This window comes from Streptomyces adelaidensis, assembly GCF_016598475.1.
Classification (GTDB): Bacteria; Actinomycetota; Actinomycetes; order Streptomycetales; family Streptomycetaceae; genus Streptomyces; species Streptomyces adelaidensis.
Genome location: NZ_JAEMUX010000034.1, coordinates 46435 through 72159, shown reverse-complemented (window position 1 = coordinate 72159; position 25725 = coordinate 46435). Strand labels below are relative to the sequence as shown.

Below are 25725 nucleotides of genomic sequence, written 5' to 3'. Positions count from 1 at the left end.
AAGGTTCACGCCCGTGCCCATTTCCATGGAGAACTCCGCTTCCCCGGACGGGATCAGCCGCCGCAGTGTCCTGACGACGGCCAGTGGCGTACTCGCCGGAGCCGCTCTCGCCGCGCAGGCCGTCCCGGCCTTCGCCGCCGGCACGTCGTACGACGCGGACGCGATCGTGGTCGGCCATGGCCTCGCCGGTCTGGTCGCCACCGCCGAACTCGCGGCGGCGGGCCGCAAGGTGCTGCTGCTCGACCAGGAACCGGAGGCGAGCCTCGGGGGCCAGGCCTTCTGGTCCTTCGGCGGGCTCTTCCTCGTGGACTCCGACGAACAGCGGCTGATGGGCATCAAGGACTCCCAGGAACTGGCCTGGCAGGACTGGCTGGGCACGGCCGGCTTCGACCGGGGCACCGAGGACCCCTACGGCCAGGACTACTGGGCGTACAAATGGGCCGAGGCGTACGTCGACTTCGCCTCCGGGGAGAAGCGGTCCTGGCTCGCCGGCCTCGGCATGCAGTGGTTCCCGATCGTCGGCTGGGCCGAGCGCGGCGGCGGTCTCGCCGACGGACACGGCAACTCGGTGCCCCGCTTCCACGTCACCTGGGGGACCGGCCCGGCCGTGGTCGAGCCGTTCGAGAAGAAGGTGCGGGCGGCGGTCTCGGCCGGGAACGTCACCTTCAAGTTCCGCCACCGCGTCGACGGCCTCGTCACCACCAACGGCGCCGTCACCGGCGTACAGGGCGCGATCCTGGAGCCGAGCGGCGTCGCACGCGGCAAGCCCAGCTCCCGTACGGTCGTCGGCTCGTTCGAACTGAAGGCCCCGGTGGTCGTCGTCACCTCCGGCGGCATCGGCGCCGACCACGACCTGGTCCGGGCGAACTGGCCCGCCCGGCTCGGCACCCCGCCCAAGTCCATGATCACCGGTGTGCCGGCGCATGTGGACGGCCGGATGCTCGCGATCACCGAGAAGGCGGGCGGCCGGATCGTCAACCCCGACCGGATGTGGCACTACACCGAGGGCCTGAAGAACTGGAACCCGATCTGGCCCGATCACGGCATCCGCATCCTGCCCGGCCCGTCCTCCATGTGGTTCGACGCCACGGGCAAACGCTTCAACACCCCCGACATCCCGGGCTACGACACCCTCCACACCCTCAAGTCGATCACCGACACCGGGTACGACTACTCGTGGTTCGTGACGACGCAGAAGATCCTCGCGAAGGAGTTCGCGCTCTCCGGCTCCGAGCAGAACCCGGACCTCACCGAGAAGAACATCTGGATGCTGCTCTCGCGCATCTGGCAGACCCCGGAGCCGATCGAGAAGTTCAAGGAGAACGGCGCCGACTTCGTCGTGGCGTCGAACCTGGCCGACCTCGTCACGGGCATGAACGACCTGACGGGCGACAACCTGATCGAATTCGCCGAACTGAAGCGGCAGATCGACGCCCGGGACCGCGAGATCGACAACCCGTACACCAAGGACGTCCAGGTCATGGGCATCCGTAACGCCCTCAGCTATCCCGGCGACTCGATCAGCCGCACGGCCTCCGCCCACAAGATCATGGACACGAGCGCCCATCCGCTGATCGCGGTACGCCTCAACATCCTCACCCGCAAGACCCTCGGCGGCCTCCAGACCGACCTCTCCGGCCGGGTCCTCGACGCCTCCGGCGACCCCGTTCCCGGCCTCTACGCGGCCGGTGAGGTGGCCGGCTTCGGCGGCGGCGGAGTCCACGGCTACCGCTCCCTGGAGGGCACCTTCCTCGGCGGCTGCCTCTTCTCGGGACGCCAGTCGGGCAAGGCGGCGGCGGAGGCGACGGGAAGCTGAGCGCCGGCCCCATGACCTGAGTGACGCCGGGCGGTGGGGGCACGCACCCCCCACCGCCCGGCCCTCACTCAGGTCACGTCAGATGGCCGAAGACCACCAGGTTCTCCGTGTAGTCCTTGGCCGTACGGTCGTAGTCGCCCGCGCAGGTGATGAGCCGGACCTCGGCCCGGCGGGTGTCGGCGTACACCCGCTTGTCGGGGAAGTCGTCCTTCTCGAAGGTCTCCACGGTGTCGACCACGAAGGTGGCCTTGCGCCGGTCGGCGCGTACGACGTGGAAGACGTCACCCTTCTTCAGCTCGCTGAGCTCCGCGAAGACGGCGGGCGAGGTCGCCGTGTCGACGTGCCCGGCGATGATCGAGGTGCCCGTCTCGCCGGGGGACGCGCCCTTGGCGTGCCAGCCGACGAGGTTGACATCGGCGGCGGGCGGGGCTTCGAGCTCCCCGGAACGGCCGATGGCGAGCGGCGTGAACGGGGCGCTCACCCGGATCTCCGGGATGAGCAGGCGGACCGGTCTCGACCGGGGCAGATGCCGTCCCAGCGGGCGCGGGGCGGGGGAGTCGGAGGCGTGGGCGGCCTGCGGGGCGTGCCGGGCGTGCGACGGGCGGGAGGCGTCGGACGGGGAGTCCGCGCCGCCGAACACGTTCACCGCCAGGATCAGCAGGGCCACGGCACACAGCACGATCAGATTGACGCGGGTGCCACGGCGGGTCGGCACCGGACCGGTGCCGCCGGGGAACGGGGGATGGGCTGCCATCGGACACCACCTCACTAGGCACGGCAGCTGAACGGACGTTCGAAAGGGTGGGGAGGGTGGGGGCGGAGGACGGGCGAAAAGCCGGCCGGGCCGCCACACGACACACGGTGTGGCGGCCGCGGCTGCTGTGGCGTCAGGTATGTCGCCTATGTCACCTATGTCGTCCGGCATGGCTCAGGCCATGCTTCCGGCGGTCTTCTTGCGGCGCAGGGCGTACGCGCCCGTACCGGCCACCGCCAGGACGGCCAGCCCGCCCGCGGTCACCGCGGGCGAGGCGAGCGCGCCGCCACCGGTGTGCACACCACCGTGCGGCTTGTCGTGCTCGTCCTTCCAGGAGTCCTTGCCGTGGTCGTCCTTCCCGTACCCCTTCTCGTGGTCGTCCTTCCATGAGTCGTTGTCGTGCCCCCGGTCCTTGTAGCCCTCGGGGTCCTCCTGCTTGCCGTGGTCGTCCTTCCAGGACTCCTTCTCGTGCTCGCGCTCCTTGAAGGTGTCCGGCTCCTGCTTCGTGGCCCGCTCGGAGTTCCACTCGTCCTCGGCGGTCGTGGCGGTCAGCGCACCGCCACCCGTGTGAACCCCGCCACGCGGCCCGTCGTGGCTGCTGTCCTTGTCGTGCTCCTTGCTGTAGCCATTGTCCTCGTGGTCCCCCTCGTCCCCGGCGTAGGCGCCGGGTGCGGTGATGGCGAGTACGGCGGTGGCCGCCGCGGTAGCGAAGAGCATGCGAGCAGAGCGCATCTGATGGTCCTTCCGCCAAAGCCGGGCAGCTGGCGCTTCGTCAGCTGACTTGACCCGACCCCGACGTGATCCACCGTCAGTCGGATCCGGCTCCACCACCACTCAAGGCGCTCAGCCGGGTGAACCCCGTCTTCCGGGGCCCGCGGCGCACCGGGGTGGACGGTCGGCCCTCCGAGGGGGTTTCCGCTGGTCAGACGGCCCGATGTGGCCGTGCGGCGGCTCACCACGCCAAGCCGGCGACCGCCCGCTCTCCGAGGCATCACCGACAGGGCCCGGCGAGGGACAGGCCCCGGTTTGCCTAGGCGGAGTCCCCGAACGCCTTCAGGATGCGCTCGGCGGCCAGCGTGGCCGTCAACTCGCCCTGCCTGACCCGCTGTTCGAGGTCGGGAGCGAGGGACCGTACCGCCGGGTCGGCGTGCAGGCGGCGCAGGAGTTCGTCGTGGACCATGGTCCAGGTCCAGTCGACCTGCTGGTCGCGGCGCTTGGCGGCGAGGCGGCCGGTGGAGTCGAGCAGGGTGCGGTGCTGTTCGAGGCGTTCCCAGACGGCGTCCAGGCCGGTGGACTCGCGGGCGCTGCAGCTGAGGACCGGGGGTGTCCAGGCCGCGTCCACCGGGTGCATCAGCCGCAGGGCGCCCGCCAGCTCGCGGGCCGCCGTGCGGGCGTCGCGTTCGTGGGGGCCGTCCGCCTTGTTGACGGCGAGGACGTCGGCCAGTTCCAGGACGCCCTTCTTGATGCCCTGCAACTGGTCGCCGGTGCGGGCGAGGGTGAGGAGGAGGAAGGAGTCGACCATGTTCGCGACGGCCGTCTCGGACTGGCCGACGCCGACCGTCTCCACCAGGACGACGTCGTAGCCGGCCGCCTCCATCACCACGATCGACTCGCGGGTGGCCTTGGCGACCCCGCCCAGCGTCCCGGCGGTCGGGGAGGGCCGTACGAAGGCCGCCGGGTCGACGGCCAGCCGCTCCATACGGGTCTTGTCGCCGAGGATCGAGCCACCCGTACGGCTCGACGACGGGTCCACCGCCAGCACCGCCACCCGGTGCCCGAGCGAGGTCAGCAGCGTGCCGAACGCGTCGATGAACGTGGACTTGCCGACGCCCGGTACCCCGCTGATCCCGATCCGCCTGGCCCGGCCGCTGTGCGGCAGCAGCTCGGTCAGCAGCTCCTGGGCCAGTGCCCGGTGCTGGGGCCGGGTGGACTCGACGAGGGTGATGGCGCGCGCGACGACCGCGCGCTTCCCGTCGAGCACCCCCTTCACATAGGTGTCGACATCGGTCACAGGTCGTGCCCGAGGCCGCCCGACAACCGCTTCACCAGGTCGTGCGCCGCGTCAGGGATCACCGTCCCGGGCGGGAACACGGCCGCCGCACCCATCTCCAGGAGCGTGGGCACGTCCTGCGGCGGGATGACCCCGCCGACCACGATCATGATGTCCTCGCGCCCCTCCTCGGCGAGCTGCTCACGCAACGCCGGGACGAGGGTGAGGTGCCCGGCCGCCAGCGACGACACCCCGACGATGTGCACGTCCGCCTCGACGGCCTGCCGGGCCACCTCGCCCGGGGTCTGGAACAGCGGGCCGACGTCCACGTCGAAGCCGAGGTCGGCGAAGGCGGTGGCGATGACCTTCTGGCCCCGGTCGTGGCCGTCCTGGCCCATCTTGGCGACAAGGATGCGCGGGCGGCGCCCCTCGGCCTCGGCGAAGGCGTCCACCAGGGAACGGGTGCGCTCGACGGACGGGGACTCGCCTGCTTCGTTGCGGTACACCCCGGAGATCGTACGGATCTGGCTCGCGTGCCGGCCGTACACCTTCTCCAACGCGTCGGAGATCTCGCCGACCGTGGCCTTGGCGCGGGCCGCGTTCACCGCCAGCTCCAGCAGGTTGCCCTCGCCGCCGGCGGCCCGGGTGAGCGCGTCGAGCGCGGCCCGGCACTCGGTTTCGTCCCGCTCGGCGCGCAGCCGCCGCAGTTTCTCGATCTGCTGGGTGCGGACCGAGGAGTTGTCGACCTTCAGGACGTCGATCGCCTCGTCGGTCTCGACCCGGTACTTGTTCACCCCGATCACCGGCTGGCGCCCGGAGTCGATACGGGCCTGGGTGCGGGCCGCGGCCTCCTCCACGCGCAGCTTCGGGATGCCGGCGTCGATGGCCTGGGCCATGCCACCGGCGGCCTCGACCTCCTGGATGTGCTGCCAGGCGCGGCGGGCGAGGTCGTACGTCAGCTTCTCGACGTACGCGCTGCCACCCCACGGGTCGATGACCCGGGTGGTACCGGACTCCTGCTGGATGAGCAGCTGGGTGTTGCGGGCGATGCGCGCGGAGAAGTCGGTGGGCAGGGCGAGGGCCTCGTCGAGGGCGTTGGTGTGCAGCGACTGGGTGTGGCCCTGGGTCGCCGCCATCGCCTCCACACACGTACGGGTCACGTTGTTGAAGACGTCCTGCGCGGTCAGCGACCAGCCCGAGGTCTGCGAATGGGTGCGCAGGGAAAGGGACTTGGAGTTCTTCGGGTCGAACTGCTTGACCAGCTTCGCCCACAGCAGGCGGGCCGCCCGCAGCTTGGCGACCTCCATGAAGAAGTTCATGCCGATCGCCCAGAAGAACGACAGGCGGGGCGCGAACGCGTCCACGTCCAGGCCCGCCTCCCGGCCCGCCCGGAGGTACTCCACGCCGTCCGCGAGCGTGTACGCCAGCTCCAGATCGGCCGTCGCGCCCGCCTCCTGGATGTGATAGCCGGAGATCGAGATGGAGTTGTAGCGGGGCATCCGCTGCGAGGTGAAGGCGAAGATGTCGGAGATGATCCGCATCGACGGCTTCGGCGGATAGATGTAGGTGTTGCGGACCATGAACTCCTTGAGGATGTCGTTCTGGATGGTCCCCGCCAGCTTCTCCGCCGGCACACCCTGCTCCTCGGCCGCCACGATGTAGAGCGCGAGCACGGGCAGCACGGCGCCGTTCATCGTCATCGACACGGTCATCCTGTCGAGCGGGATGCCGTCGAAGAGCTGGCGCATGTCGAGGATCGAGTCGATCGCCACGCCCGCCATGCCGACGTCACCGGTCACCCGCGGGTGGTCGCTGTCGTAGCCGCGGTGGGTGGGCAGGTCGAAGGCGACGGACAGGCCCTTCTGACCGGCCGCCAGGTTGCGCCGGTAGAACGCGTTGGACTCCTCGGCGGTGGAGAAGCCCGCGTACTGGCGGATCGTCCAGGGCTGGTTGACGTACATCGTGGGGTACGGGCCGCGCAGATACGGGGCGATGCCCGGGTAGGTGCCCAGGAAGTCGAGGCCCTCCAGATCCTGGCCGGTGTAGAGCGGCTTGACCGGGATGCCCTCCGGGGTCTCCCACAGCAGGTCGTCACCGCCGGCCGCCTTCTTCACCGCCGTACGCCACTCGTCGGCGCCGCCGTCGACGGACGGGGCGCCCAGCTCGATCCCGGAGAAGTCGGGGATTCCCATCAGGACACTCCCATGCGGTCGAGGGTCGCGGACAGCACGGCCACGGCGTCGCAGCCCGCGAAGACGTACGAGTCGACACCGGCGTACTGCCCCGGACGGCCGGCGAGGAACACCCGCGAGGCGCCGGAGGCCCGCAGCCGCGCGGTCACCGACTCCGCCTGCTCCTCGTAGAGCGCGTCGCTGGAGCACAGACAGACCTCGCTCGCCCCGCTCTCCTCGAACGTGCCCTCGGTGACCGGCTCGACGCCGCCCGCCTGGAAGAGGTTGGCGGCGAAGGTCGTACGGGCGGTGTGGGCGGCGGCGGGGCCGATCGCGGCCAGGAAGATCCGGGGCCGGGCGCCGGTCGCCGCCAGGTGGGCGTCCGAGCGGGACCGCAACGCCTCGTACGCCTCGTCGCGGCGGACGCGGGGGAGACCGCCGGACGGCGGCTCGGGAGCGGGCTCGCGGACCACCGGCTTCTCGGCCAGGTGCGGGAACTCGCTGACGCCGGTGATGGGTTCGCGCCGCTTGGCGAGCTTCGCGCTGCGGGCCGCCCAGGTCTCGGCGAGCCGCTCCCGTACAGAGCCGGAGCGCAGCGCGGCGGCCTGGCCGCCCGCGCGTTCGATCTCCTGGAAGAACTCCCAGCCCACGTGGGCGAGTTCGTCCGTGAGCCGTTCCACGTACCAGGAGCCGCCGGCCGGGTCGGTCACCCGGGACAGATGGGACTCCTCGATGAGGATCGTCGAGGTGTTGCGGGCGATACGCCGGGCGAACGCGTCCGGCAGCCCGAGCGTGTGGTCGAAGGGCAGCACGGTGACGGAGTCGGCGCCGCCCGCCCCGGCGGCCAGCGTGGCGATGGTCGTGCGCAGCATGTTCACCCACGGGTCGCGGCGCGTCATCATCACCGGTGAGGTCACCGCGTGCTGCGTCTGCGCACCCGCGGCGGGCACCCCGCACACCTCGGCGACCCGGGCCCACAGCCGGCGCGCGGCGCGCAGCTTGGCGATCGTCAGGAACTGGTCGGCGGTCGCCGCGTACCGGAACTCCAGCTGCCCACAGGCCTGTTCGGCGTCGAGCCCCGCCTCGGTCAGCTCCCGCAGATACGCCACGCCGGTCGCCAGCGAGCTGCCCAGCTCCTGGGCCGCCGAGCCGCCCGCCTCGTGATACGGCAGCGCGTCCACGGTCAGGGCCCGCAGCCCCGGGTACTCCTCGGCGCACAGCCGCGCCAGCGCGGTGAGCGGAGCGAAGTCGTAAGTCTGTCCGGTGCGGGCCTCGTGGCCGAGCGGGTCGGCGCCGAAGTTGCCGCGCGCCGCCTCCTTGGCCACGCCTCGCTCCGCGTACAGCCGCAGCAACTCCCGCGCGGCGGGCCCGACCTCGGTGCCCGCGTCCAGGACGACCGGCGCGAGGTCGAGGTAGACGCCGTCGAGGACCTGGCCGAGCGACGACACGGGGATGCCGTCCTCGCCGAGCAGCAGCCACAGGGAGGTGACGCCGTTCTCCAGGTCGGCCAGCACGGCGGCGCCGTCCGCCGCCGTGTGCCGTTGCCGTACGTCCCAGCCGCCGACGGTGTTGCCCGTGGCCCGGCCTCCTCGTACGAAGGGCGCGAACCCGGGGTGACCCGGCGGGGGCGCGGTGTCGTGCGCGGTGTAAAGAGGTCGGGTGCGCAGCCCGTCCTCCAGCGCGGTGGACAGGGCTTCCTCGGCCTGAGCACCCTCGACGTCTTTGCCCGACTTGCGCAGTACGCCCGCAACGAGGCTCTGCCACTGGTCATGGGTCGCGTCAGGGAACTCGGCGGCCAGCTCAAGCCCGTCGTCAGGCAGGACCGTCATGCTCGGATGCTAGGACAGAGACACAAAGGAGCAGCAGAGGGCACGGCTGTGACCTTGCACTCCTCTGGGTGACCTTGATGTGTGTGGGGGTCACGTACTACGGCCGCTGAACACCCTGGGGCCGCTCCCCGTACCCCGTGCCACGCGGCCCGCGCCCCCGAGCGCACAGTCACCGGGCCGACCGAGGACAGGAGCGATCATCATGGCCGAGAAGTACTTCACGGTGTCCGGCCTGAGCTGCGGCCACTGTGCCGCGAGCGTCACCGAAGAGGTCGTGGCGGTGGCCGGCATCACCGAGGTCGATGTCGACGTCCGGGCCGGCCTGGTCGTCGTACGCGGGGAGACGGTCGACGACGCGGCCGTACGCGCGGCCATCACCGAGGCGGGATACGAGGTCGCGGAGGTCGTGCGTCAGGTCGCGGCCTGAGGAGGAAGAGGGGGACGGCGAGTCGGCAGGGAAAGCGCTTGAACATTGCCGGGACACGGCAATGAACCGGTCCCCCTCCCCGTGTGAGGATTCCGGTGAGCCGGAGAGCGGCGACGGGGGAGAGGGGGACGGCGCGGATGACCTGGTTTCTCGGAATCGGCATCACGGGGGTCGTGCTGCTCGCCCTGTCGCTGCTCTTCGACGGGGTGCTGGACAGTGCGTTCGGCGGTGCGTTGGACGGTGTCCTCGACGGGGGGCTGTCGCTGCCGGTCGTCGCCGGATTCGTGGCGGCGACCGGCTTCGGCGGTGTCCTCGCGACCGAGGTGCTGGACGCGGGTCCGGCCCTCGCCACCGGATGCGGTGCGGCCCTCGGGGCCGCCACGGCCTGGCTGACGTACCGCTTCAGCCGGGCCCTGCTGCTCGACCGGACGGCCGTCGCGCCACGTCGGGACGACCTGGTGGGCACGTCGGGCAACGTGGTGACGGCCATCCCAGCCGACGGATTCGGTGAGGTGCTGCTCCGGCTCGCGGGGCAGCCGGTGAAGTTCGCCGCGCGCAGCGCGGTGCCGGTGGCGCGCGGCACGGAGGTGTGGGTGGAGGCGGCGCCGACCGCGACGTCGGTAGTGGTGCGACCTGTGGACCGCTGAGCCGCTCCTTTCCCGCTCCTTTCTTTATCTTTCTCGTTCTTCCCTTCCCTTCCCTTCCCTTCCCTTTCTTTCCTTTGCTTTCTTTCCTTCTCGCATTTCCTTTCTCGTACGTGATTCGGGGGCGTTTGTCATGAGTCCTGTCGTTCTCGCGGTGGTGGGAGTCGTCGTACTCCTGGTGCTGCTGGCACTTGTCGTGGTCACCCGTTACAAGGTGGCCGGGCCCAGTGAGGCGTTCATCGTCACCGGGCGGCGTGGCAAGCAGTCCACCGACCCGGAGACCGGGCGGGTGTTCACCGACAACAGCGGGCAGAAGGTCGTGGTCGGCGGCGGGGTGTTCGTCGTGCCGTTCGTGCAGCAGCGGTTCACCCTGGACCTGTCGTCGCGGCACATCCCGGTGGCGGTGCGCGGCGCGGTCACGTTGCGCGGGATCAAGGCCAACCTCGAAGGCGTCGCCATCGTCAAGGTCGGCGGCACCGAGGACTCGATCCGCGCCGCCGCCCAGCGGTTCCTGATGCAGCAGGACGGCATCGTCGGCTTCACCCAGGAGGTGCTGTCGGGCGCGCTGCGGGCCATCGTGGGCCGGATGTCGGTGGAGGACGTCATCCGGGACCGGGCCGCGTTCGCCGGTCAGGTCGCCGAGGAGGCGGAGGCCAGCCTCTCCGGGCAGGGCCTGGTGCTGGACGCCTTCCAGATCCAGGACATCACCACCGAGGGCTCCTACCTGGAGGACCTCGGCCGTCCGGAGGCGGCCCGCGCCAAGCAGGAGGCGGACATCGCCGAGGCGGTGGCCCGGCGGGCCGCCGAGCAGGCCCGGCTGAAGGCGGAGGAGGAGATCGCCGTCGCGCAGCGGACGTTCGCCCTCAAGCAGGCCGAGATCAAGGCCGAGACGGACACGGCGGCGGCCCGGGCGGACGCGGCCGGACCGCTCGCCGAGGCCGCCCGCAAGCAGGACATCCTCGCCGAGCAGGAGAAGGTCGCCGAGCGTCAGGCGGCACTGAAGGACCGTCAGCTCGACACCGAGGTGCGCAAGCCCGCCGACGCCCAGCGGTACGCCGCCGAGCAGGAGGCCGAGGCCCGGCGGGTCGCGCGGGTCAAGCAGGCCGAGGCCGAGCGGCTGGCCGAGATCGCCGCCGCGCAGGCGGAGGCCGAGCGGTCCCGGCTGACCGGTGAGGGTGAGCGGCAGCGGCGTACCGCGCTGGCGGAGGCCGAGGCCGTCGAGGGGCTCAAGCAGGGCGAGTCCGAGCGGGCGCGGCGTGTGGCGATCGCGGAGGCGGTCCGGCTGGAGGGCGAGGCGGAGGCGGCGGCCATCGGTGCGAAGGGCGCGGCCGAGGCCGAGGCGATGCGGCAGAAGGCCGACGCCTTCGGGCAGTACGGTGACGCGGCGGTTCTGCAGATGCTCGTCGAGGTGCTGCCCCAGGTCGTCGCCAAGGCGGCCGAGCCGCTCGCCGCGGTGGACAAGATCACCGTGATCTCCACCGACGGCGTCTCCCGTATCCCGCGCGCGGTCGCCGACAACGTCACCCAGGGTCTCGAACTCCTCAACTCCACCACCGGAGTCGACCTCGCGGAACTCCTGAAGGGCCTTTCGCGGCGCGACGCCACGGTGGCGGAGCAGCCGGCGCGGCCCGGCGACAACGGAAAGGTCGAGATCACCAACTGACGTGGAACGGGCCCGCCTTGCTCCCCTTCGTGTGCGTACGGGTGAGGCGGGCCCTGGGTCGGTAAATGGGCAGCATTTTACTTATTGTGTGATTTCACCCTTTCGGGTTGCGCTAGAATCCTTTACCAAGCGCTTACGCTTTGTTGAGCGCTCATTGGCTCAGTCGTTGAGTGGTGGTCGGTGGTTCAGCCGCCGACGTGATGGGGGGCGTGGCATGGGTCGAGTCATCCGCGTGCGCGTCGTCAACGCCGCTCGCGACGCCGTTCCCGATACCGGTGACGCGGCGGACCCGAGCGGCCGCCCCGCGCGCTGACGCGCCCTCGTCGCCGCCGGGACATCCCGCCGGGTCGCCCCAGGTTGACGGCCAGTCACGTCATGCCAGTACGCGGCCACCCGACCGCTGGGGCCACCTCGCGCGCCTGTACGCGCCGATGGAAAGGGAACAGGCCGATCGGTGCGCCGGGCCTGCCTTGCCCGCACCTGCACCCGTATACGCACTCGCACTCGCACAGACGCCGTCACCGCACTCGTCAACGGAGGACAGACGCCCGTGCACAACACCACCGCCATGCTCATCGAACTCGGAGCGATCATCCTCGCCCTGGGCCTGCTGGGCCGCTTCGCCGGACGGGTGGGCTTCTCACCCATACCCCTCTATCTGCTCGCCGGACTCGCCTTCGGCCACGGCGGCATCCTGCCTCTCCAGGCCAGTGAGGAGTTCGTCGCCACCGGCGCCGAGATAGGCGTCATACTCCTGCTGCTCCTGCTCGGCCTGGAGTACAGCGCCTCCGAACTCGTCACCAACCTCAAGACCCAATACCCCGCCGGCGCGGTCGACTTCGTCCTCAACGCCGCCCCCGGCGCCGCCATGGCGCTGCTGCTCGGCTGGGGCCCGGTCGCCGCCGTCGCCCTGGCCGGCGTCACCTGGATCTCCTCCTCCGGCGTCATCGCCAAGGTCCTCGGCGACCTGCGCCGGCTCGGCAACCGTGAGACCCCGGTCGTGCTGAGCATCCTGGTCCTGGAGGACCTCTCCATGGCCCTCTACCTGCCGATCCTCACCGCCCTGCTCGCCGGAGTGAGCCTCGCGGGCGGCGCCCTGACCCTGCTGATCGCCCTGGGCACCGTCGGCACCGTCCTGTATGTGGCCCTGCGCCACGGCCGCCTGATCAGCCGCGCGGTCTCCTCCGACAGCGCCGAGATGCTCCTCCTGGTCGTCCTCGGCCTCGCCCTCGTCGTCGCCGGTGTCGCCCAGCACCTCCAAGTGTCGGCCGCCGTGGGCGCGTTCCTGGTCGGCATCGCGTTGTCCGGGGAGGTCGCCGAGGGTGCCAGCAGCATCCTCACGCCGCTGCGGGACCTGTTCGCCGCGGTGTTCTTCGTCTTCTTCGGCCTGCACACCGACCCCGCGGACATCCCGCCCGTCCTCCTCCCGGCCCTCGCGCTGGCCGCCGTCACCACCCTGACGAAGATCGCCACCGGCTACTGGGCGGCCAGGCGGGCCGGGATCTCCGTCAAGGGCCGCTGGCGCGCGGGCGGCACGCTGGTCGCCCGGGGCGAGTTCTCCATCGTCATCGCCGGCCTCGCCGTCGGCGTCGAACCCCGCATCGGTCCGCTGGCCACGGCGTACGTCCTGATCCTCGTCGTCCTCGGCCCGATCACCGCCCGCTGGACCGAACCCCTCGCCCGCGGCCGCCGGCCGGTCGTACCCCAGGAGACGACGGCGGTGGCGACCGAACCCGCCGAGGCCCTGCATGCGAACGCATGACCCCGGCAGAGCACGGCACGGGCACGGCGCCGAGCGGCCCGGAGGACTCGACGCGGCGCGTCGTGGGCCCCGGGCCCCGACGGCCGCCGAACCGAACGGGGAGAACATGGACGGGCTGGACGGGGCGGGGCGGGAGGCGGGTGGCCGGGACAGGGCCGACCAGGGGGCGACCAGGCAGGTCTCGTGCTGCCGCGGGACCGCTGCGGGGCCCGGCACATCGGCGGGATCACGGCGATCCGCGTGGCCGGCGGCTACGGCTACGGCTACGACCACCTCGGCGCGTACGGCCTCGTACGGCACTGCGAGAATCGGCCGTGACCTGCGAGTCCACCAGCCCCTGGAAGGAACCGACGAGATCATGCGCGTCATCGTGGCCCGCGGCCTGACGGAGGCGTTCGGATGACCGCCACGACCAGCACGTCCGCGACGACCGGCGGCGAGGAGCCCGTACTCCTGCACACCGCGGGCCGGGCCGCCCACATCACCCTCAACCGCCCCAAGGCCATCAACGCCCTGAACCACGAGATGGTGCGCCGCATCGACGAGGCGCTCACCGCGTGGGAGCACGACCCGGCCGTCGAGACCGTCGTCCTCACCGGCGCCGGGGAGCGCGGCCTGTGCGCGGGCGGCGACATCCGGGTCGTCCACGACGACGCCCGCGACGGGGACGGCACCGCCGCGGCCGCGTTCTGGCGCGACGAGTACCACCTCAACGCGCGTATCGCCCGCTATCCGAAGCCGTACGTCGCCGTCATGGACGGCATCGTCATGGGCGGCGGCGTCGGCCTCTCCGCGCACGGCGGCGTCCGGGTGGTCACCGAGCGGTCGCGGATCGCCATGCCGGAGACCGGCATCGGGTTCGTGCCCGACGTGGGCGGCACCCATCTGCTCGCACACGCCCCCGCTGAACTGGGTACCCACCTCGGCCTGACAGGGGCTCAGATCGGCGCCGCCGACGCCCTGTTGTGCGGACTCGCCGACCACTACGTACCGTCCGCCGCACTGCCGGACCTCATCGGCGACCTCGCCGTCCTGCCCGTACGGGAGGCCCTCGCCCGGCACGTACAGCCGCCGCCGCGAGGGGAGTTGGCGGGGCACCGGCAGTGGATCGACGACTGCTACGCGGCCGGCGGCACGGTCGAGGAGATCGTCCGGCGGCTGTCCGCCCACGGCGACCCGGCCGCCAAGGAGACCGCTCAGACGCTGCTCACCAAGTCGCCCACCGCGCTGAAGGTCACGCTGGCCGCGCTGCGCCGCGCCCGCCGGCTCGGCTCGCTGGAGCGGGTCCTGGACCAGGAGTACCGCGTCTCCCTCGCGGCCCTGTCCACCCCCGATCTGGTGGAGGGCGTCCGCGCCCAGGTCATCGACAAGGACCGCAACCCCCGCTGGTCACCGGCCACCCTGGCCGAGGTCACCGACACCGACGTCGAACGCTTCTTCGCCCCGCTCGGCGAGCGTGAACTCGGGCAGGCGCCCCAGGGCGGCTGAGCCGCTGAAGGCCGGCCGCGCCCATACCAGGCCCCTGCCTGCCGGACGGCCCCGTCGAGGCGGGCTGTCACCAGCCACCACGGTCGCCACAGCACTGGGAACCGTGGCATCGGCCGTACCACCGGAGGGTCGGCGCACGGGCACGGTGGTGCTGCGCCCCGAGCAACTGAGGCTGGCCGACGCGGACACGGCAGGCGTGGTGACGGGCACGGTGACCGACGTGTGCTTCTACGGTCACGATGCCAAGGTGACCGTGGCCGTGCCGGGCCTCGACCATCCGGTGGACGTCCGAGTCGCGGGCCCGTCGCAGGTCGGCCCCGGCCGGCGGACCGGCGTCCGCGTGACGGGCGAGGCCACGCTTCATCCCTAGGCGGTGCCGCCGGCCACGGTCGGGGGTGTGGGGCGGGAGCAGAGTCGGTCGACGATGCCCTGGGCGTGCTCGACCCGGCCCGCCGGCTCCTTGACCTCGGAGTCGGAGGCACGGCCGTCGGCCGACTTCGCCATCTCCAGGGCCTGCTCGTGGTGCGGGATCATCATCTGCGCGAACGTGACGTCCACGTCGTCGAAGTCCCCGGCCCCGGCCCCGGCCCCGGCGGTCGCCGTTGCCGAGGAGCTGCCGCTGCCGTGACCCGCCGCTCCCGGCATCACCGCGCGGGGTCATGCCTTCCGGCGGGAACGTGCGCCCGGCCGCACCAGGTGTCACTTGGTCTCCAGCCCGGTCGTGCGGGTCTCCGGCAGCAGGGCGAGGAAGACGATCGCGGCCGTCAGTTCCAGTGCGATGACGTAGTGGGCGAGAGCGAGGGGGTGGTGGTGGGCGATGGTCCACGTGGCGAAGAGGGGCGCGCTGCCGCCGAAGACCGTTACGGCGACGTTGTAGGCCAGGCCGACGCCGGAGGTCCGGACCCCCGTGGGGAACAGCTCGCAGAACACCGCGGCGACGTTGCCGTAGGTCAGGGCGAGCAGCACATTGCCGGTCACCGCCACCAGCAGGTAGGTGAGCGGGGTCGGATGCTGCAGCAGGCGCAGCATCGGATACGCGAGGACCGCGAAGCCCAGGGCCTCCGCGATGATCAGCGGCCGTCGGCCGGTCTTCCGGTCCGAGACCATGCCGACCAGCGGCAGCACGAGCACGAAGGCCGCCAGCGCGACGCAGTTCAGGGCCAGGCCGGTCTTCAACGGGAAGTTCCCGACCAGGTGCGCGTAGGTGGGCAGGAAGACCTGCCAGGTGAAGTAGGTGACCTGGCTGAACTGGATCACCATCACCAGCAGAAGGCTTCGCGGGTACTGCTTGACGGCCGTCCGCAGTGGCCTTCGCTCGACCTGTCCCGTGGCCTGCAGTGCGGTGAAGAGCGGGCTCTCCGGAACCGTGCGCCGCAGGCGGACGCCGTAGAGGCAGAGCACCGCCCCGATCAGGAACGGGATCCGCCAGGCCCAGTCGGCCACCACCGCCTTCGGTAGAACGGTGGTCAGCACGGTCGCCACCAACGTGGCGGACAGGATGCCGAGACCGGCGGTCATGTACTGGGCGGCGCCGGCCGTCGCCCGGCGGTCGGCCGGCGCGTGCTCGACGATGAAAGCGGAAGCCGCCTGGAATTCCCCGGAGTTGGAGATGTTCTGCATGGCCCGGCCGAGGACCAGACAGACGGGCGCGAGCCATCCGATGGTGCCGTAGGTGGGCGACAGGCCGATGATCAGCAGTCCCGATCCCATGAGGAACAGGCTGAGCGAGAGGAGTCTGCCACGCCCCCGCCGGTCCCCGTAGGGCGACAGCAGCATCGCGGCCGCGGGGCGCACCACGAAGGCCACGCCCACCACGAGACCGTAGGTGTAGAGCAGCGCGTACGCCTTGTTCGCCACGGGGAAGAACTGCTGGGCGAACACCGGGGCGAGCAGGGAGTAGATCGTCGCGTCGTAGTACTCGATGAGGTTGCCGATCGCACCTGCCCTGATCGCCTTGCGGGACTGATCGGGGGAGACGGTCCGGTCTTTCACGGGCATACGGAGTGGGGACAACACGACTCCAGGGAAACGGGATACGAGCCTGGCGCGGATCGCGTGCGGCGGCCGGTGCCGTCTGTCCGCTCAGCGGCCGGAGTTGCTTCCGCACGGACCTCGTGAATCGGTCGGCGCCCGGTGGACGAATGTCTGCCAGTAGACCGTACGGAACGACATGATCAAGGAAGGCGCGCTCGCGCCGGTTCATCCCGGCGGCTTCGAACCTGTCGCCCGGCGCCGCTCGGTGAGCGCCCACACCAGCAGTCCGAGCAGCACGGTGGTGCAGCCGATCGCGCAGGCGGTGAAGACGGCGACGTACCCGTCGTTCGTCGGGAAACCGTCGGGGGCGGTGTGGGCGGCGAGGATCACACCGGTCGCGGCGCTGCCGATCGCGCTGCCGACGACACGGAGCACATGATTGAAGCTGGTCGTGGAGCCCAGATCGCCGCCCGGGACCGTGGCGTGGAGCAGGGTGGCTACGACGGCCCAGACGATGCTGCTGCCCAGGCCGAACGTCAGTATGGCCAGGAGCAGTTGCCACAACCCGTTGTGGTGAGCGGTCAGCGCGACATGGGTACCGGCCAGCAGAACGCCTCCGAACAGGAGCAGCGCGTGCTGCCCCGCGCGGACGGCCGGACGGCGAGCCAGCCGACCCGCCAGCTGACTCCCGGCCGAGAACGGGAGCATCACACACCCGGCCGCGAAGACCGACAGGCCGAGCCCGTAACCCGTGCCCACGGGCGCCTGCACGAGAGTGGCGAGAACGGAGACCCCGACGAACGTCGCGGCGCCGAGCACGACCGTGGCGAGATTGGCCAGCAGCACATCGGGATGGACGAGCAGCTCGGGCCGGACCAACGGCCGAGCGACCCGCCGCTCCCACCATGCCCAGGCGGTGAGCAGCAGCGCGGCATCCACCAGCACGGTCAGCACGAGGGCGGAGGTCCAGCCCCAGCGTGACCCCTCCTTCAGCAGAAGGAGCAGACTCGTCAGCGCGGCCACCAGGAGAACGGTGCCCGCCAGGTCGGTGCGCGCGGAGAAGGCCGGCATGTCCGGGTCCGCACCCGGGCCTGCAGGGGGGCGCCCGTCCGGAGGCAGAACCAGCAGGACCCCCACGACGGCCGGTGCGGCGAGGCCGGCCGCGCACCAGAAACCCCAGCGGTGGTCGAGATACTCGGCGATCAGGCCGGTCAGCGGGAAGCTGAGCCCGGCCCCGGTGGCGGCGGTGACGGCGAGAGTGGTGATGCCGTCCGTGACCTTCGCCGGGGCGAGGTGACGGTGCGCCAGGGCGATCGTCATCGGCAGCATCCCGCAGGCCGGCCCCTGGAGCGCCCGTCCGACGAGTAACTGCGCAAAGGTGTCGGCGACGGCCGCCAGGACGGAACCCGACATCGTCAGGGCGAGCACTCCCACAAGCGCACGGCGACTGCGGTGCCCGTCCGCCAGCCGGCCGAGCACCGGGGTGCTCACCGCCCCCACGAGCAGGGTCACCGTCAGCATCGACTGGGCGGCGCTCACCGGCACGTGGTGCGCCCGGGCGACGGCCGGAACCAGCAGCGCGCCGAGTGAGCTCACCATGGTGGCGGACAGGGCGCAGTAGATGAGCAACGGCCCCACTGCGTTCGGTCGTCGCCGCACTCGCGGGCCCATGGCCACCGCCTCCTGAAGCGCTCGCTCGGATCACCCACGATCTGGCTCTCGTGCGGCGGGGTGAATCCTGCGGTCACTCTTCCGAAGGCGTGTCACTGCTCCGAATGGCGGCCCGCGTCCCGGTCCGCCCTATCACCACGCAATCAGAACATCGGCCACCACAATCAAGTTCGCATGGGCGGAGAACAGGGGCATTCGACCGGCGCACGTGGGGCGCACGTCACCATTACGCTATTCGCGCGCCTGTGCGACGCTGCGATAAATATGCCCGAAGCTGCATTCGGAACGAAATTCCTTCCGTGCTCGGGGACTTGAAGTACTTGCGTGGGGCACCGAACCCCTGCACACTCGAATGAGTCGGTGTGCTGATCTGTGCATGGGCCGGCCGCGTGTGGGGGGGATCTTCAACACGGGCTCCTTCCGTACGTTCCGTCGCGAAATTGACCGACCGACCTCTCTGCTGGGCCACTTCGGAGGAGCACGTATATGGCTTGGCTCGCGCTCGGATACTTTCTCGCCTACATTCCCTACGCGATGCTCGTGAAGGCTCTCTCCAGCGGGGTCTCGCCGCTGGCCGAAGGGCCGGTCGAAGGGCTGGTGCTGCTGCCGGCGGCCGCCCTGGGGCAACTCGCCGTCATGCCGCTCTTTCTGACGGTCAGCGGGTGGTGGCGCTACAGCGGGCGGCGCGAGATACCCGGGGTGGGTCGCCGTGTCCGCATTCCGGGAAGGGAAATGCTGTTGGCGGGGATGTTCACCTCGCTCATCATCGGAACCACCACGCTGAATTTCACCTTCGCCGGTGTCTCCATCCTCCTCGTGTTGCTTCTGATGCGCGGGGGTGTGCTGATTCTCTCGCCGCTCGTCGACTCGATGCGTAAACGAAAGGTTCCCGGTTCCGCGTGGGCCGGACTGGCCTTCAGTCTGGTGGCGGTTGTGGTGGCCCTGGGTGATGTGGACAGCTATCACCTCACTCTGGCGACGGGTTTGAGCGTGCTCGTCTATTTCGTCGGCTACGTGGGGCGGTTCGAGATCATGAGCCGGGTGGCCAAGACCGGAGTGAAGGAAACCGATCGCCGCTATTTCGTGGAGGAGCACGCCACCGCACCGGTTTTCCTGGTCGCGATCCTGGCGGCCGCCGCCCTCGCGGGACAGCCGGAGTTGCGCGCCGGGTTCACCACCTTCCTCGGCACTCCCGCCGCCTGGGCGGCCATGGGTATCGGTGTGGCCTACGAGGTGCTGTTCGTCTTCGGCACCCTGATCTACCTCGACCGCCGCGTGTACACGTGGTGCGTCCCGGCCAACCGCTGCGCCAGCCTGCTGTCCGGCCTGGTCGCCTCGTACGCCCTCGCGGGTCTCGCCGGACTGCCGGTGCCGGGGGACGCGCAGCTTCTCGCGCTCGTCTTCATCGTCATCGCCATCGGGGCCCTGTCCCAGCCCGCGGCGGTCTCCTGGTGGCGGGAACGCGGCACACGCACCCGGCGGGTGCTGTTCGTCTGCGGCGGCAACACCTCCCGCTCGCCCATGGCCGAGGCCATCGCCCGGACCCACGCCGCGCAAGCGGGGGCTTCCGCGCGCCGCGTGCGCTTCGCCAGTGCGGGAGTCGCCCCCGCACGGCACGGAGAACCGCTGGCCCTCGCGGCCCGGACCGCGCTGGCCGACCTCGGCATACGGCGGGTGCCGGGCCCCCTTCACCCCGGCCGCCACCGGGCGCGGTCGCTCACTCCCCAGCTGTGCCGGAACAGCTCGGCCATCTACTGCATGACGCGCGCGCACCGCGACGCCGTGCTCGCCCTGGTACCCGACGCGGAGAGCCGCACCCTCTGTCTGGACCCGCACGGCGATGTCCCCAACCCCGAAGGGCAGTCGCCCGAGTTCTACCGCCAGTGCGCCCACCGTATCCAGGAGTTGGTCCGCACCCGCCTGCACGAGTTCCTCGACGGCGACCCCGGTCCCGACGTCCGCGCCGCCGGGCTGGGTTGAGGCGCGGATGAGCGAGGCGCCCGTGACGGCTCACACCGACCCCGTGTACGACGGCCTGTCCCTGATCGCGTCCCGGCACTGCAAGCGGGCCTTTCTCGACCGGCCCGTGCCCCGGGACGTCCTGGCGGAGGTGCTCCTCGCCGCAGGGCAGGCCCCCTCCAGCCGCAATATCCAGCCGTGGCGGGTGACCGTGGTGACCGGCACCACCCTGGACGCGCTGACCCGCACCCTCCGCGAAGCCTTCGACCGCGGCGAATCCCCCCGGCCGGACTACGCCAACCGGCCGCCGACTCTCGACGACACCGCGGCGGAGCGCGCCCGCACGGCCCTCTCCGGAGTGCTGCGCGCCAAGGGCCACGCCCCCGACGACACCACGGCCGGCCGCGCCCATCTCCGCGACAACCTGCGCTTCTACGGCGCGCCGGCCGCCCTTGTCTGCCACCTCCCCGCCGACGCGGTGCCCGCAACCTTCCTGGAGACCGGCCTCTTCCTGCAGAACACCATGCTCGGACTGGTCGCCCGAGGGCTCGGCAGCTGTCCGCAGTTCAGCGTCGCGGGTTACGCGGACGCCCTCCGCCGGAAGCTGGACATCGACGCCGACCGGATCATCGTCTGCACCCTGGCCGTCGGTCACCCCGACGAGACGGCCCCGGTCAACCGGTTCGTCCCGCGGCGGGCCGGCCTGGAGGAGTACGTCCGGTGGAGCTGACCTCAGGAAGAGACGGTCAGGCCGGCGCCGTGCCCCGGGCCCGGCTGGTGGCCGTGGCCACCGAACCCGACGATCTCGGCAGAGCCCGGCTGCGCGACCTCGACGGGATCGCCGAGGCCGTGGAGGTACGGGCGGACCTGGTCGGCGACCCCGACCCCGGCCGCCTGCGCAAGCACTTCCCGGGCACCCTGACGTACTGTCTGCGCACCCGGGCACACGGCGGCGTCTGCGATGCGGGCCCGGCCGAGCGGCTCACACGGCTGCTGCGCGCGGCCGACCACTACGACCTGGTCGATCTCGAATGGCCCCACGATCTGGCACGGCCGGAGCTGCTGGCCGCCGTTCCCGCACGGCGGCGGCGCGTCTCCTGGCACGGGACGCTCCCGGCCGGGAGGGGCACCGACGGCCACGCCGCCCTGCGGGTACGACTCGCCTCGCTGAGCTCCGTCCCCGCGGCGCTGTACCTCCTCGCCGCCCGACCCGGACCTCTGGACCAGGAGCACGACAGCACGGCGGCGCCCCTGATGCTGGCCGGCCTCGGGCGCGACGACGTGACCGCCTTCGCGTCCGGCACCGCCGGAACCTGGACCCGGATCCTGGCCCCCTGGCTGGGCGCACCCGTGGTGTTCGGACGGATCTCCGTGCCGGGCCCGGACGGCATGCCGAGCCTCGGACAACTCATGACCGACTACGGCCTGCCGGAGCTCCCCCGGCTGCGCGGCCTCTACGGGATCGTGGGCCGCGACCCCGGACGTTCGCTGTCGCCGCGCCTGCACAACGCGGCCCTGCGCGCCCTGGGTCTGCCCGCGCTGTATCTCCCCTTCCCGGCACCGGCCCTCGCACCGTTCTTCAGGGCGGCCGTCCGCTTCGGGGAGGAGAGCGGACTGCCCGTACGGGGGCTGACCGTGACCGCCCCCTACAAGGAGACCGCCCTCGACCTGGCGGACGTGCCGAGCACGACGGCCCTGTCGTGCGGCGCGGCGAACCTCATCTGGCGGCAGGACGGGCTCTGGCGGGCCGACACCACCGACACGGTCGGCGCCCTGCACGCACTGACGCGGAACGGCATCCACCCGGCGGGACTTCGGGCGGCCGTCGTCGGATGCGGCGGCGCCGGGCGGGCGGTCGCGCTGGCCCTGCGGAGCGCCGGGGCTCAGGTGACGCTCGTCAACCGGGGGCACGCACGCGGCCGGGACGCCGCACAGCGGATGCGTGTCCCGTACCTGCCGCTGTCCGGGTTCAGCGCCACCGGCTACGACGTGCTGGTCCAGGCCACACCGCTGGTGGAGCGGCCGCCCTTTCCCGTCGTGACGGCCGACCCCGACGCCGTCGTGCTGGAGATGGCGTACCGGGATCCGCCCACCCCTTTGATGGCGGAGGCACGCGTGCGCGGGCTGCTCGGCATCGACGGCTGGGAGGTGCTGCTCATCGAGGTCCAGGAGCAGTTCCGGCTGCTGACCGGCCATCCGATGCCTCCCGGCCTACCGCTGCGCTCCCTGTGCTCCCGTCAGGACCTCACGGCGAACCTCTCCGGAAGGGAGAGCACCTCATGACCACCAGCTCGGCGGCCCCCGCGCCGCCCCCGGCCGGGCCGGTCCCACCGGACCGTCCGGATGTCTCGGCCCTGTTGGGCGACTGGCTCAACACCGACCGCGGAGCGGTCTCCAAGGGCCCTCTCCGGCTGACCGTCACCGACGGCGGAACGAGTCTCTCCGTACGGGCCATCGGCAGCGAGCCGCTTCGGACGCGCGACTGGGGCGAGGTACCGGCGGCCGTCCACACCGCGCCCGGCGCGCCGTCCGTCGTCTGGTCGTTCACCGCCGTCTACGAACTCGACGGGTCCCGCACGGTTCTCTCCGCCTACCACAAGACGGGAATCCTGGTGGTCACCGCGTCCCGGATCCCCCTCGACGGCGAGCGCCCCGGCGAGTGGACCCGCTCCTTCTTCCACCGTTTCCGGGAGGGCACATGACGGCACCGCCGACCGACCCGGACGACCTGGCCGATCTCACCGGCGGATGGGTCAACTTCGACACCGCGGCCACCGGCATCCGGTCCGTCGACGCCAGACCGGACAAGGGCCGACTCGCGCTCAGTATCGCCGAGGACGGCCCCGGCGCCGCCGGGACCCGCACCACGCTCGCGGCCACGCCCCTGGTGGACGCGGGCGGCGACGGGCCGGCCGTGGGCTTCCTCGCCGAGGGCCGGCTCGGGACCCTGGACACTGTCCTCTGCGGCTACCTCAACCGCGGCCTGCTCACCATCGACGTCCACACGGCCCACCCCGACGACCCGCGGGTGCCGCCCGTGATGTACCGCGCCCACTACTACCGGCCAGGACTCGCACAGCCGTCCGAACCTCGTGAAGGGCTCCTCTGACATGACCGGCGACCTGATGCACGGCTACCGCGAGCCGCACAGTCCGGTTCCCGGGCAACGCGCCGCCCTCGACACCGCGCGGAAGTTGGCCACGGAGACGTTCTCCGCCCGCGCCGACGACTACGACCGCAGGGCGGCCTTCCCCGCCGAGGACTTCGACGACCTCTTCGCCGCCGGTCTGCTGGCGGCCGCCGCGCCGCGCGAGTACGGCGGACTGGGCTTCGGTCCGCAGCAGCGCAACACGCTGCCCCTGTGGGAGCTGACCACCACCCTGGCCTCGGCGGACCTCTCGCTGGCGCGCTGCTGGGAAGGACACGCCAACTCCCTGGTGCTCATCGACGCCCTGGGAACGCCCGAGCAGAAGCGGCGCTGGTTCACGGGCGTCGTCGAGCGGGGGGAGAAATGGGTGGCCTGGAGCGGCGAGCCCCGGGCCCCCAAGCCCGGGGAGGCCGGCCGCTTCGGCACCACCCTCACCCCCGTCGAGGGCGGTTGGACCGTACGGGGCACCAAGGCGTTCGCCACCAGTGCCACGGGCGCCCAGTGGGCGATCCTCTTCGTCGATCCCGCCGGACCGGGCGGAGCCCGGCACGCGCAGGCCGCCCCGAACGGCCGGGCGGCGGGCAGCGGACTGCTCATGCTCGCCTGCGAGCTGTCCGACCCGACGGTGAGCGTCGACAGCTCGTGGTGGGACCCGGTGGGCATGCGCGCGACGGTCAGCCACCTGGTGCGGTTCGACGACACGTTCATCCCCCGCGACCATCTCCTCGGCACACCCGGCAGCTATCTCACCGGGCGGTGGCAGGCCGCGTTCGTCCCCCATTACGCCTCCAGCTTCCTGGGCGCTGCCCAGGCCGCGTGCGCCTACGGGCTGGAGTACCTCAGGAAGCAGGGCAAGGGGGCCGACCCGTACGTACGGCAGCGGGCGGGCAGCATGGCGGTCAACGTGGACACCGCCCGGCTGTGGCTGCGCCATGTCGCCGCGCTGTGGGACGAGGGCCGGGTGGAGGAGGCCGGGCTCGCCGGCAGCAAGGCCCGGCATGTCGTGGAGCACCTGGCGGAGGAGACCGTGCACCACTGCATCCGTGCCTGCGGCGCCCGCAGTCTGGTCCGCCCCAGCCCGGTCGAACGGATCCTGCGCGATCTGACCTTCTACCAGCGCCACGACAACGACGACCACATCCTCGCCACCATCGGCCGCGCCGCGCTCGGCGAGGACCACGACCCGTCCTTCCACAAACCCTGAGTCGAGTGAGGAGGGACCGCGATGCCCGTCCCGGACCACCGGCCCTTCGCCTTCCCCTTCGACACCCGTGTCCACTCCGAGGTGTTCGAGAGGCTGGCCTGGCTGCGCGAGAACGAACCGGCGACCAGAGTGGTCATCGCCAGCGGACACGAGGTGTGGCTGGTGACCCGGTACGAGGACGTACGCCGGGTGCTCCGCGACCGGCGGTTCAGCGTGACGGCCAACACCGCGCCCGACGCCCCCCGGCTGTTCACCACCCCGTTCCCGCCCGACGTCTCCCTCCTGCGGGACACCGAGCCGCCCGACCACGCCCGGCTGCGCCGGCTGGTCATGCCGGAGTTCAGGGCCCGGCAGGTCCAGCGCTCGCTGCCGCTGATCCAGAGCATCACGGACGGGCTGCTCGGCGACATGGCCGAGACCGGCCCGCCCGCCGACCTGGTGGCCGACTTCGCCCGCCCCCTGCCCATGGCCGTGATCTGCGTCTGGCTGGGTGTTCCGGTCGAGGACAGCGACCTGATCCTGGCCCTGGTGGACAGGATGAACGGCCAAGGCCCTCTGGAGCGGATCACGGCGGCACAGCGGGAGATGAGCGACTACCTGGCCACCCTGACGGACTCCCGGCGCGCGGCACCCGGCGACGATCTGTTCAGCGCCCTGGTCACGGCACACGACGAGCGGGGCGCGCTCTCCGACGCCGAGCTGACCGGGATGGGCGTCAGTCTGCTCTTCGCGGGCCATACGGTGGTGACCAGCGCCCTGGCCGCCGCCCTGCGCACGCTGCTGCACCGGCCCACCGACCTCGCCGGGCTGAGGGACGACCCGGCGCTGGTCCAGAGCGCGGTGGAGGAACTCCTGCGCTACCACCTGGTGCTGCGGGACGGTCAGATCCGGGTGGCCACCGAGGACGTCGACCTCGCCGGGGTCACCGTCCGCGCCGGAGAGTCCGTCGTGGCCTCCCTCAACTCCGCCAACCACGACCCGGACGCCTTCGCCGACCCCGAACTCCTCGATCTGGGCCGTGACCCCAATCCGCATGTGGCCTTCGGCCATGGCATCCACCGCTGTCTGGCGTCCCATCTGGCGCGGGCGGAGCTGCGGATCGGCCTCACCTCGCTGCTGTCCCGTTTTCCCGGGCTGCGCCCGGCGGACCCCGAGGCGTCCGCCGACTGGAAGGAACACCGCCGCCTGCAGTCGCTCGCCGCTCTCCCCGTCACCTGGTGAGCGC

23 protein-coding genes and 1 pseudogene are annotated in these 25725 nt (G+C 71.6%); 16 read left to right on the top strand and 8 right to left on the bottom strand.

What is annotated here, in order from left to right:
- The first annotated feature begins 25 nt into the window (after window positions 1-25).
- Window positions 26-1816: an FAD-binding dehydrogenase gene (locus I8N67_RS20870; protein WP_200304699.1), complete on the top strand. Its 1791-nt coding sequence runs from the start codon at window positions 26-28 to the stop codon at window positions 1814-1816.
- A 73-nt stretch (window positions 1817-1889) separates the two neighbouring features.
- On the opposite strand, the gene I8N67_RS20865 is transcribed toward I8N67_RS20870, so the two are convergent.
- The 5 genes from I8N67_RS20865 to I8N67_RS20845 all read right to left on the bottom strand — a co-directional run bounded on the left by I8N67_RS20865 (window position 1890) and on the right by I8N67_RS20845 (window position 8560).
- Window positions 1890-2570, bottom strand: a complete 681-nt coding sequence (locus tag I8N67_RS20865; protein ID WP_200304683.1) for a class F sortase — start codon at window positions 2568-2570, stop codon at window positions 1890-1892.
- A gap of 174 nt (window positions 2571-2744) precedes the next feature.
- Entirely contained in the window at window positions 2745-3302 is a 558-nt protein-coding gene (locus I8N67_RS20860; RefSeq protein WP_200304682.1) for a hypothetical protein, read from the bottom strand.
- Between the two features lie 298 nt (window positions 3303-3600).
- Window positions 3601-4581: a methylmalonyl Co-A mutase-associated GTPase MeaB gene (meaB, locus tag I8N67_RS20855; RefSeq protein ID WP_200304681.1), complete on the bottom strand. Its 981-nt coding sequence runs from the start codon at window positions 4579-4581 to the stop codon at window positions 3601-3603.
- A complete protein-coding gene (gene scpA, locus I8N67_RS20850) occupies window positions 4578-6752 on the bottom strand; it encodes a methylmalonyl-CoA mutase (RefSeq protein ID WP_200304680.1) in 2175 nt (724 codons plus the stop codon). Before scpA ends, meaB begins: the two co-directional genes overlap by 4 nt.
- The gene (locus I8N67_RS20845) at window positions 6752-8560 is read right to left on the bottom strand and encodes a methylmalonyl-CoA mutase family protein (protein WP_200304679.1); all 1809 of its coding nucleotides are present in this window, start codon (window positions 8558-8560) and stop codon (window positions 6752-6754) included. The genes scpA and I8N67_RS20845 overlap by 1 nt, the downstream gene beginning before the upstream one ends.
- 202 nt (window positions 8561-8762) lie before the next feature.
- Between I8N67_RS20845 and I8N67_RS20840 the strand changes: the two genes are divergently transcribed.
- The 8 genes and pseudogenes from I8N67_RS20840 to I8N67_RS42750 all read left to right on the top strand — a co-directional run bounded on the left by I8N67_RS20840 (window position 8763) and on the right by I8N67_RS42750 (window position 14914).
- Window positions 8763-8987, top strand: a complete 225-nt coding sequence (locus I8N67_RS20840; protein ID WP_200304678.1) for a heavy-metal-associated domain-containing protein — start codon at window positions 8763-8765, stop codon at window positions 8985-8987.
- Window positions 8988-9124: 137 nt separating this feature from the next.
- Window positions 9125-9634: an NfeD C-terminal domain-containing protein gene (locus I8N67_RS20835; protein ID WP_200304677.1), complete on the top strand. Its 510-nt coding sequence runs from the start codon at window positions 9125-9127 to the stop codon at window positions 9632-9634.
- A 130-nt stretch (window positions 9635-9764) separates the two neighbouring features.
- On the top strand, window positions 9765-11294 hold the full coding sequence (locus I8N67_RS20830) for an SPFH domain-containing protein (RefSeq protein WP_200304676.1): 1530 nt from the start codon (window positions 9765-9767) through the stop codon (window positions 11292-11294).
- A gap of 550 nt (window positions 11295-11844) precedes the next feature.
- Window positions 11845-13056, top strand: coding sequence for a cation:proton antiporter (locus tag I8N67_RS20825; RefSeq protein ID WP_200304675.1), 1212 nt, complete (start codon window positions 11845-11847; stop codon window positions 13054-13056).
- Window positions 13057-13239: 183 nt separating this feature from the next.
- Entirely contained in the window at window positions 13240-13374 is a 135-nt protein-coding gene (locus I8N67_RS43895) for a hypothetical protein (RefSeq protein WP_267912797.1), read from the top strand.
- A pseudogene (locus I8N67_RS43890) lies at window positions 13349-13459 on the top strand (acyl-CoA dehydrogenase family protein); the annotation flags it as partial. The gene I8N67_RS43895 and the pseudogene I8N67_RS43890, both read left to right, overlap by 26 nt.
- Window positions 13456-14544, top strand: coding sequence for an enoyl-CoA hydratase/isomerase family protein (locus I8N67_RS20820; RefSeq protein ID WP_200304674.1), 1089 nt, complete (start codon window positions 13456-13458; stop codon window positions 14542-14544). The pseudogene I8N67_RS43890 and the gene I8N67_RS20820, both read left to right, overlap by 4 nt.
- 103 nt (window positions 14545-14647) lie before the next feature.
- Window positions 14648-14914 (top strand): TOBE domain-containing protein, encoded by a 267-nt coding sequence (locus I8N67_RS42750; RefSeq protein WP_307835300.1) that lies wholly within the window; start codon window positions 14648-14650, stop codon window positions 14912-14914.
- On the opposite strand, the gene I8N67_RS20810 is transcribed toward I8N67_RS42750, so the two are convergent.
- The 3 genes from I8N67_RS20810 to I8N67_RS20800 form a co-directional block, all read right to left on the bottom strand.
- On the bottom strand, window positions 14911-15189 hold the full coding sequence (locus tag I8N67_RS20810; RefSeq protein WP_200304672.1) for a DUF305 domain-containing protein: 279 nt from the start codon (window positions 15187-15189) through the stop codon (window positions 14911-14913). The two genes, I8N67_RS42750 and I8N67_RS20810, sit on opposite strands and share 4 nt — an antisense overlap.
- A gap of 54 nt (window positions 15190-15243) precedes the next feature.
- Window positions 15244-16536 (bottom strand): MFS transporter, encoded by a 1293-nt coding sequence (locus I8N67_RS20805; protein WP_200304671.1) that lies wholly within the window; start codon window positions 16534-16536, stop codon window positions 15244-15246.
- 207 nt (window positions 16537-16743) lie between these two features.
- Entirely contained in the window at window positions 16744-18189 is a 1446-nt protein-coding gene (locus I8N67_RS20800; protein ID WP_200304670.1) for an MFS transporter, read from the bottom strand.
- Between the two features lie 486 nt (window positions 18190-18675).
- Here I8N67_RS20800 and I8N67_RS20795 point away from each other — a divergent pair, with 486 nt between their 5' ends.
- Genes I8N67_RS20795 through I8N67_RS20765 form a run of 7 tightly spaced genes read left to right on the top strand, consistent with a single transcriptional unit; the run spans window position 18676 to window position 25721 of the window.
- Window positions 18676-20169 (top strand): arsenate reductase/protein-tyrosine-phosphatase family protein, encoded by a 1494-nt coding sequence (locus tag I8N67_RS20795; RefSeq protein WP_200304669.1) that lies wholly within the window; start codon window positions 18676-18678, stop codon window positions 20167-20169.
- A gap of 7 nt (window positions 20170-20176) precedes the next feature.
- Window positions 20177-20878, top strand: coding sequence for a nitroreductase (locus I8N67_RS20790; protein WP_200304668.1), 702 nt, complete (start codon window positions 20177-20179; stop codon window positions 20876-20878).
- Window positions 20869-22431 (top strand): type I 3-dehydroquinate dehydratase, encoded by a 1563-nt coding sequence (locus I8N67_RS20785; RefSeq protein ID WP_200304667.1) that lies wholly within the window; start codon window positions 20869-20871, stop codon window positions 22429-22431. Before I8N67_RS20790 ends, I8N67_RS20785 begins: the two co-directional genes overlap by 10 nt.
- On the top strand, window positions 22428-22850 hold the full coding sequence (locus tag I8N67_RS20780; protein WP_200304666.1) for a hypothetical protein: 423 nt from the start codon (window positions 22428-22430) through the stop codon (window positions 22848-22850). The genes I8N67_RS20785 and I8N67_RS20780 overlap by 4 nt, the downstream gene beginning before the upstream one ends.
- Window positions 22847-23257, top strand: coding sequence for a hypothetical protein (locus I8N67_RS20775; protein ID WP_200304665.1), 411 nt, complete (start codon window positions 22847-22849; stop codon window positions 23255-23257). The genes I8N67_RS20780 and I8N67_RS20775 overlap by 4 nt, the downstream gene beginning before the upstream one ends.
- A gap of 1 nt (window position 23258) precedes the next feature.
- Entirely contained in the window at window positions 23259-24500 is a 1242-nt protein-coding gene (locus I8N67_RS43885; RefSeq protein ID WP_200304664.1) for an acyl-CoA dehydrogenase family protein, read from the top strand.
- Between the two features lie 21 nt (window positions 24501-24521).
- The gene (locus I8N67_RS20765; protein WP_200304663.1) at window positions 24522-25721 is read left to right on the top strand and encodes a cytochrome P450; all 1200 of its coding nucleotides are present in this window, start codon (window positions 24522-24524) and stop codon (window positions 25719-25721) included.
- The last annotated feature ends 4 nt before the right edge of the window (window positions 25722-25725 follow it).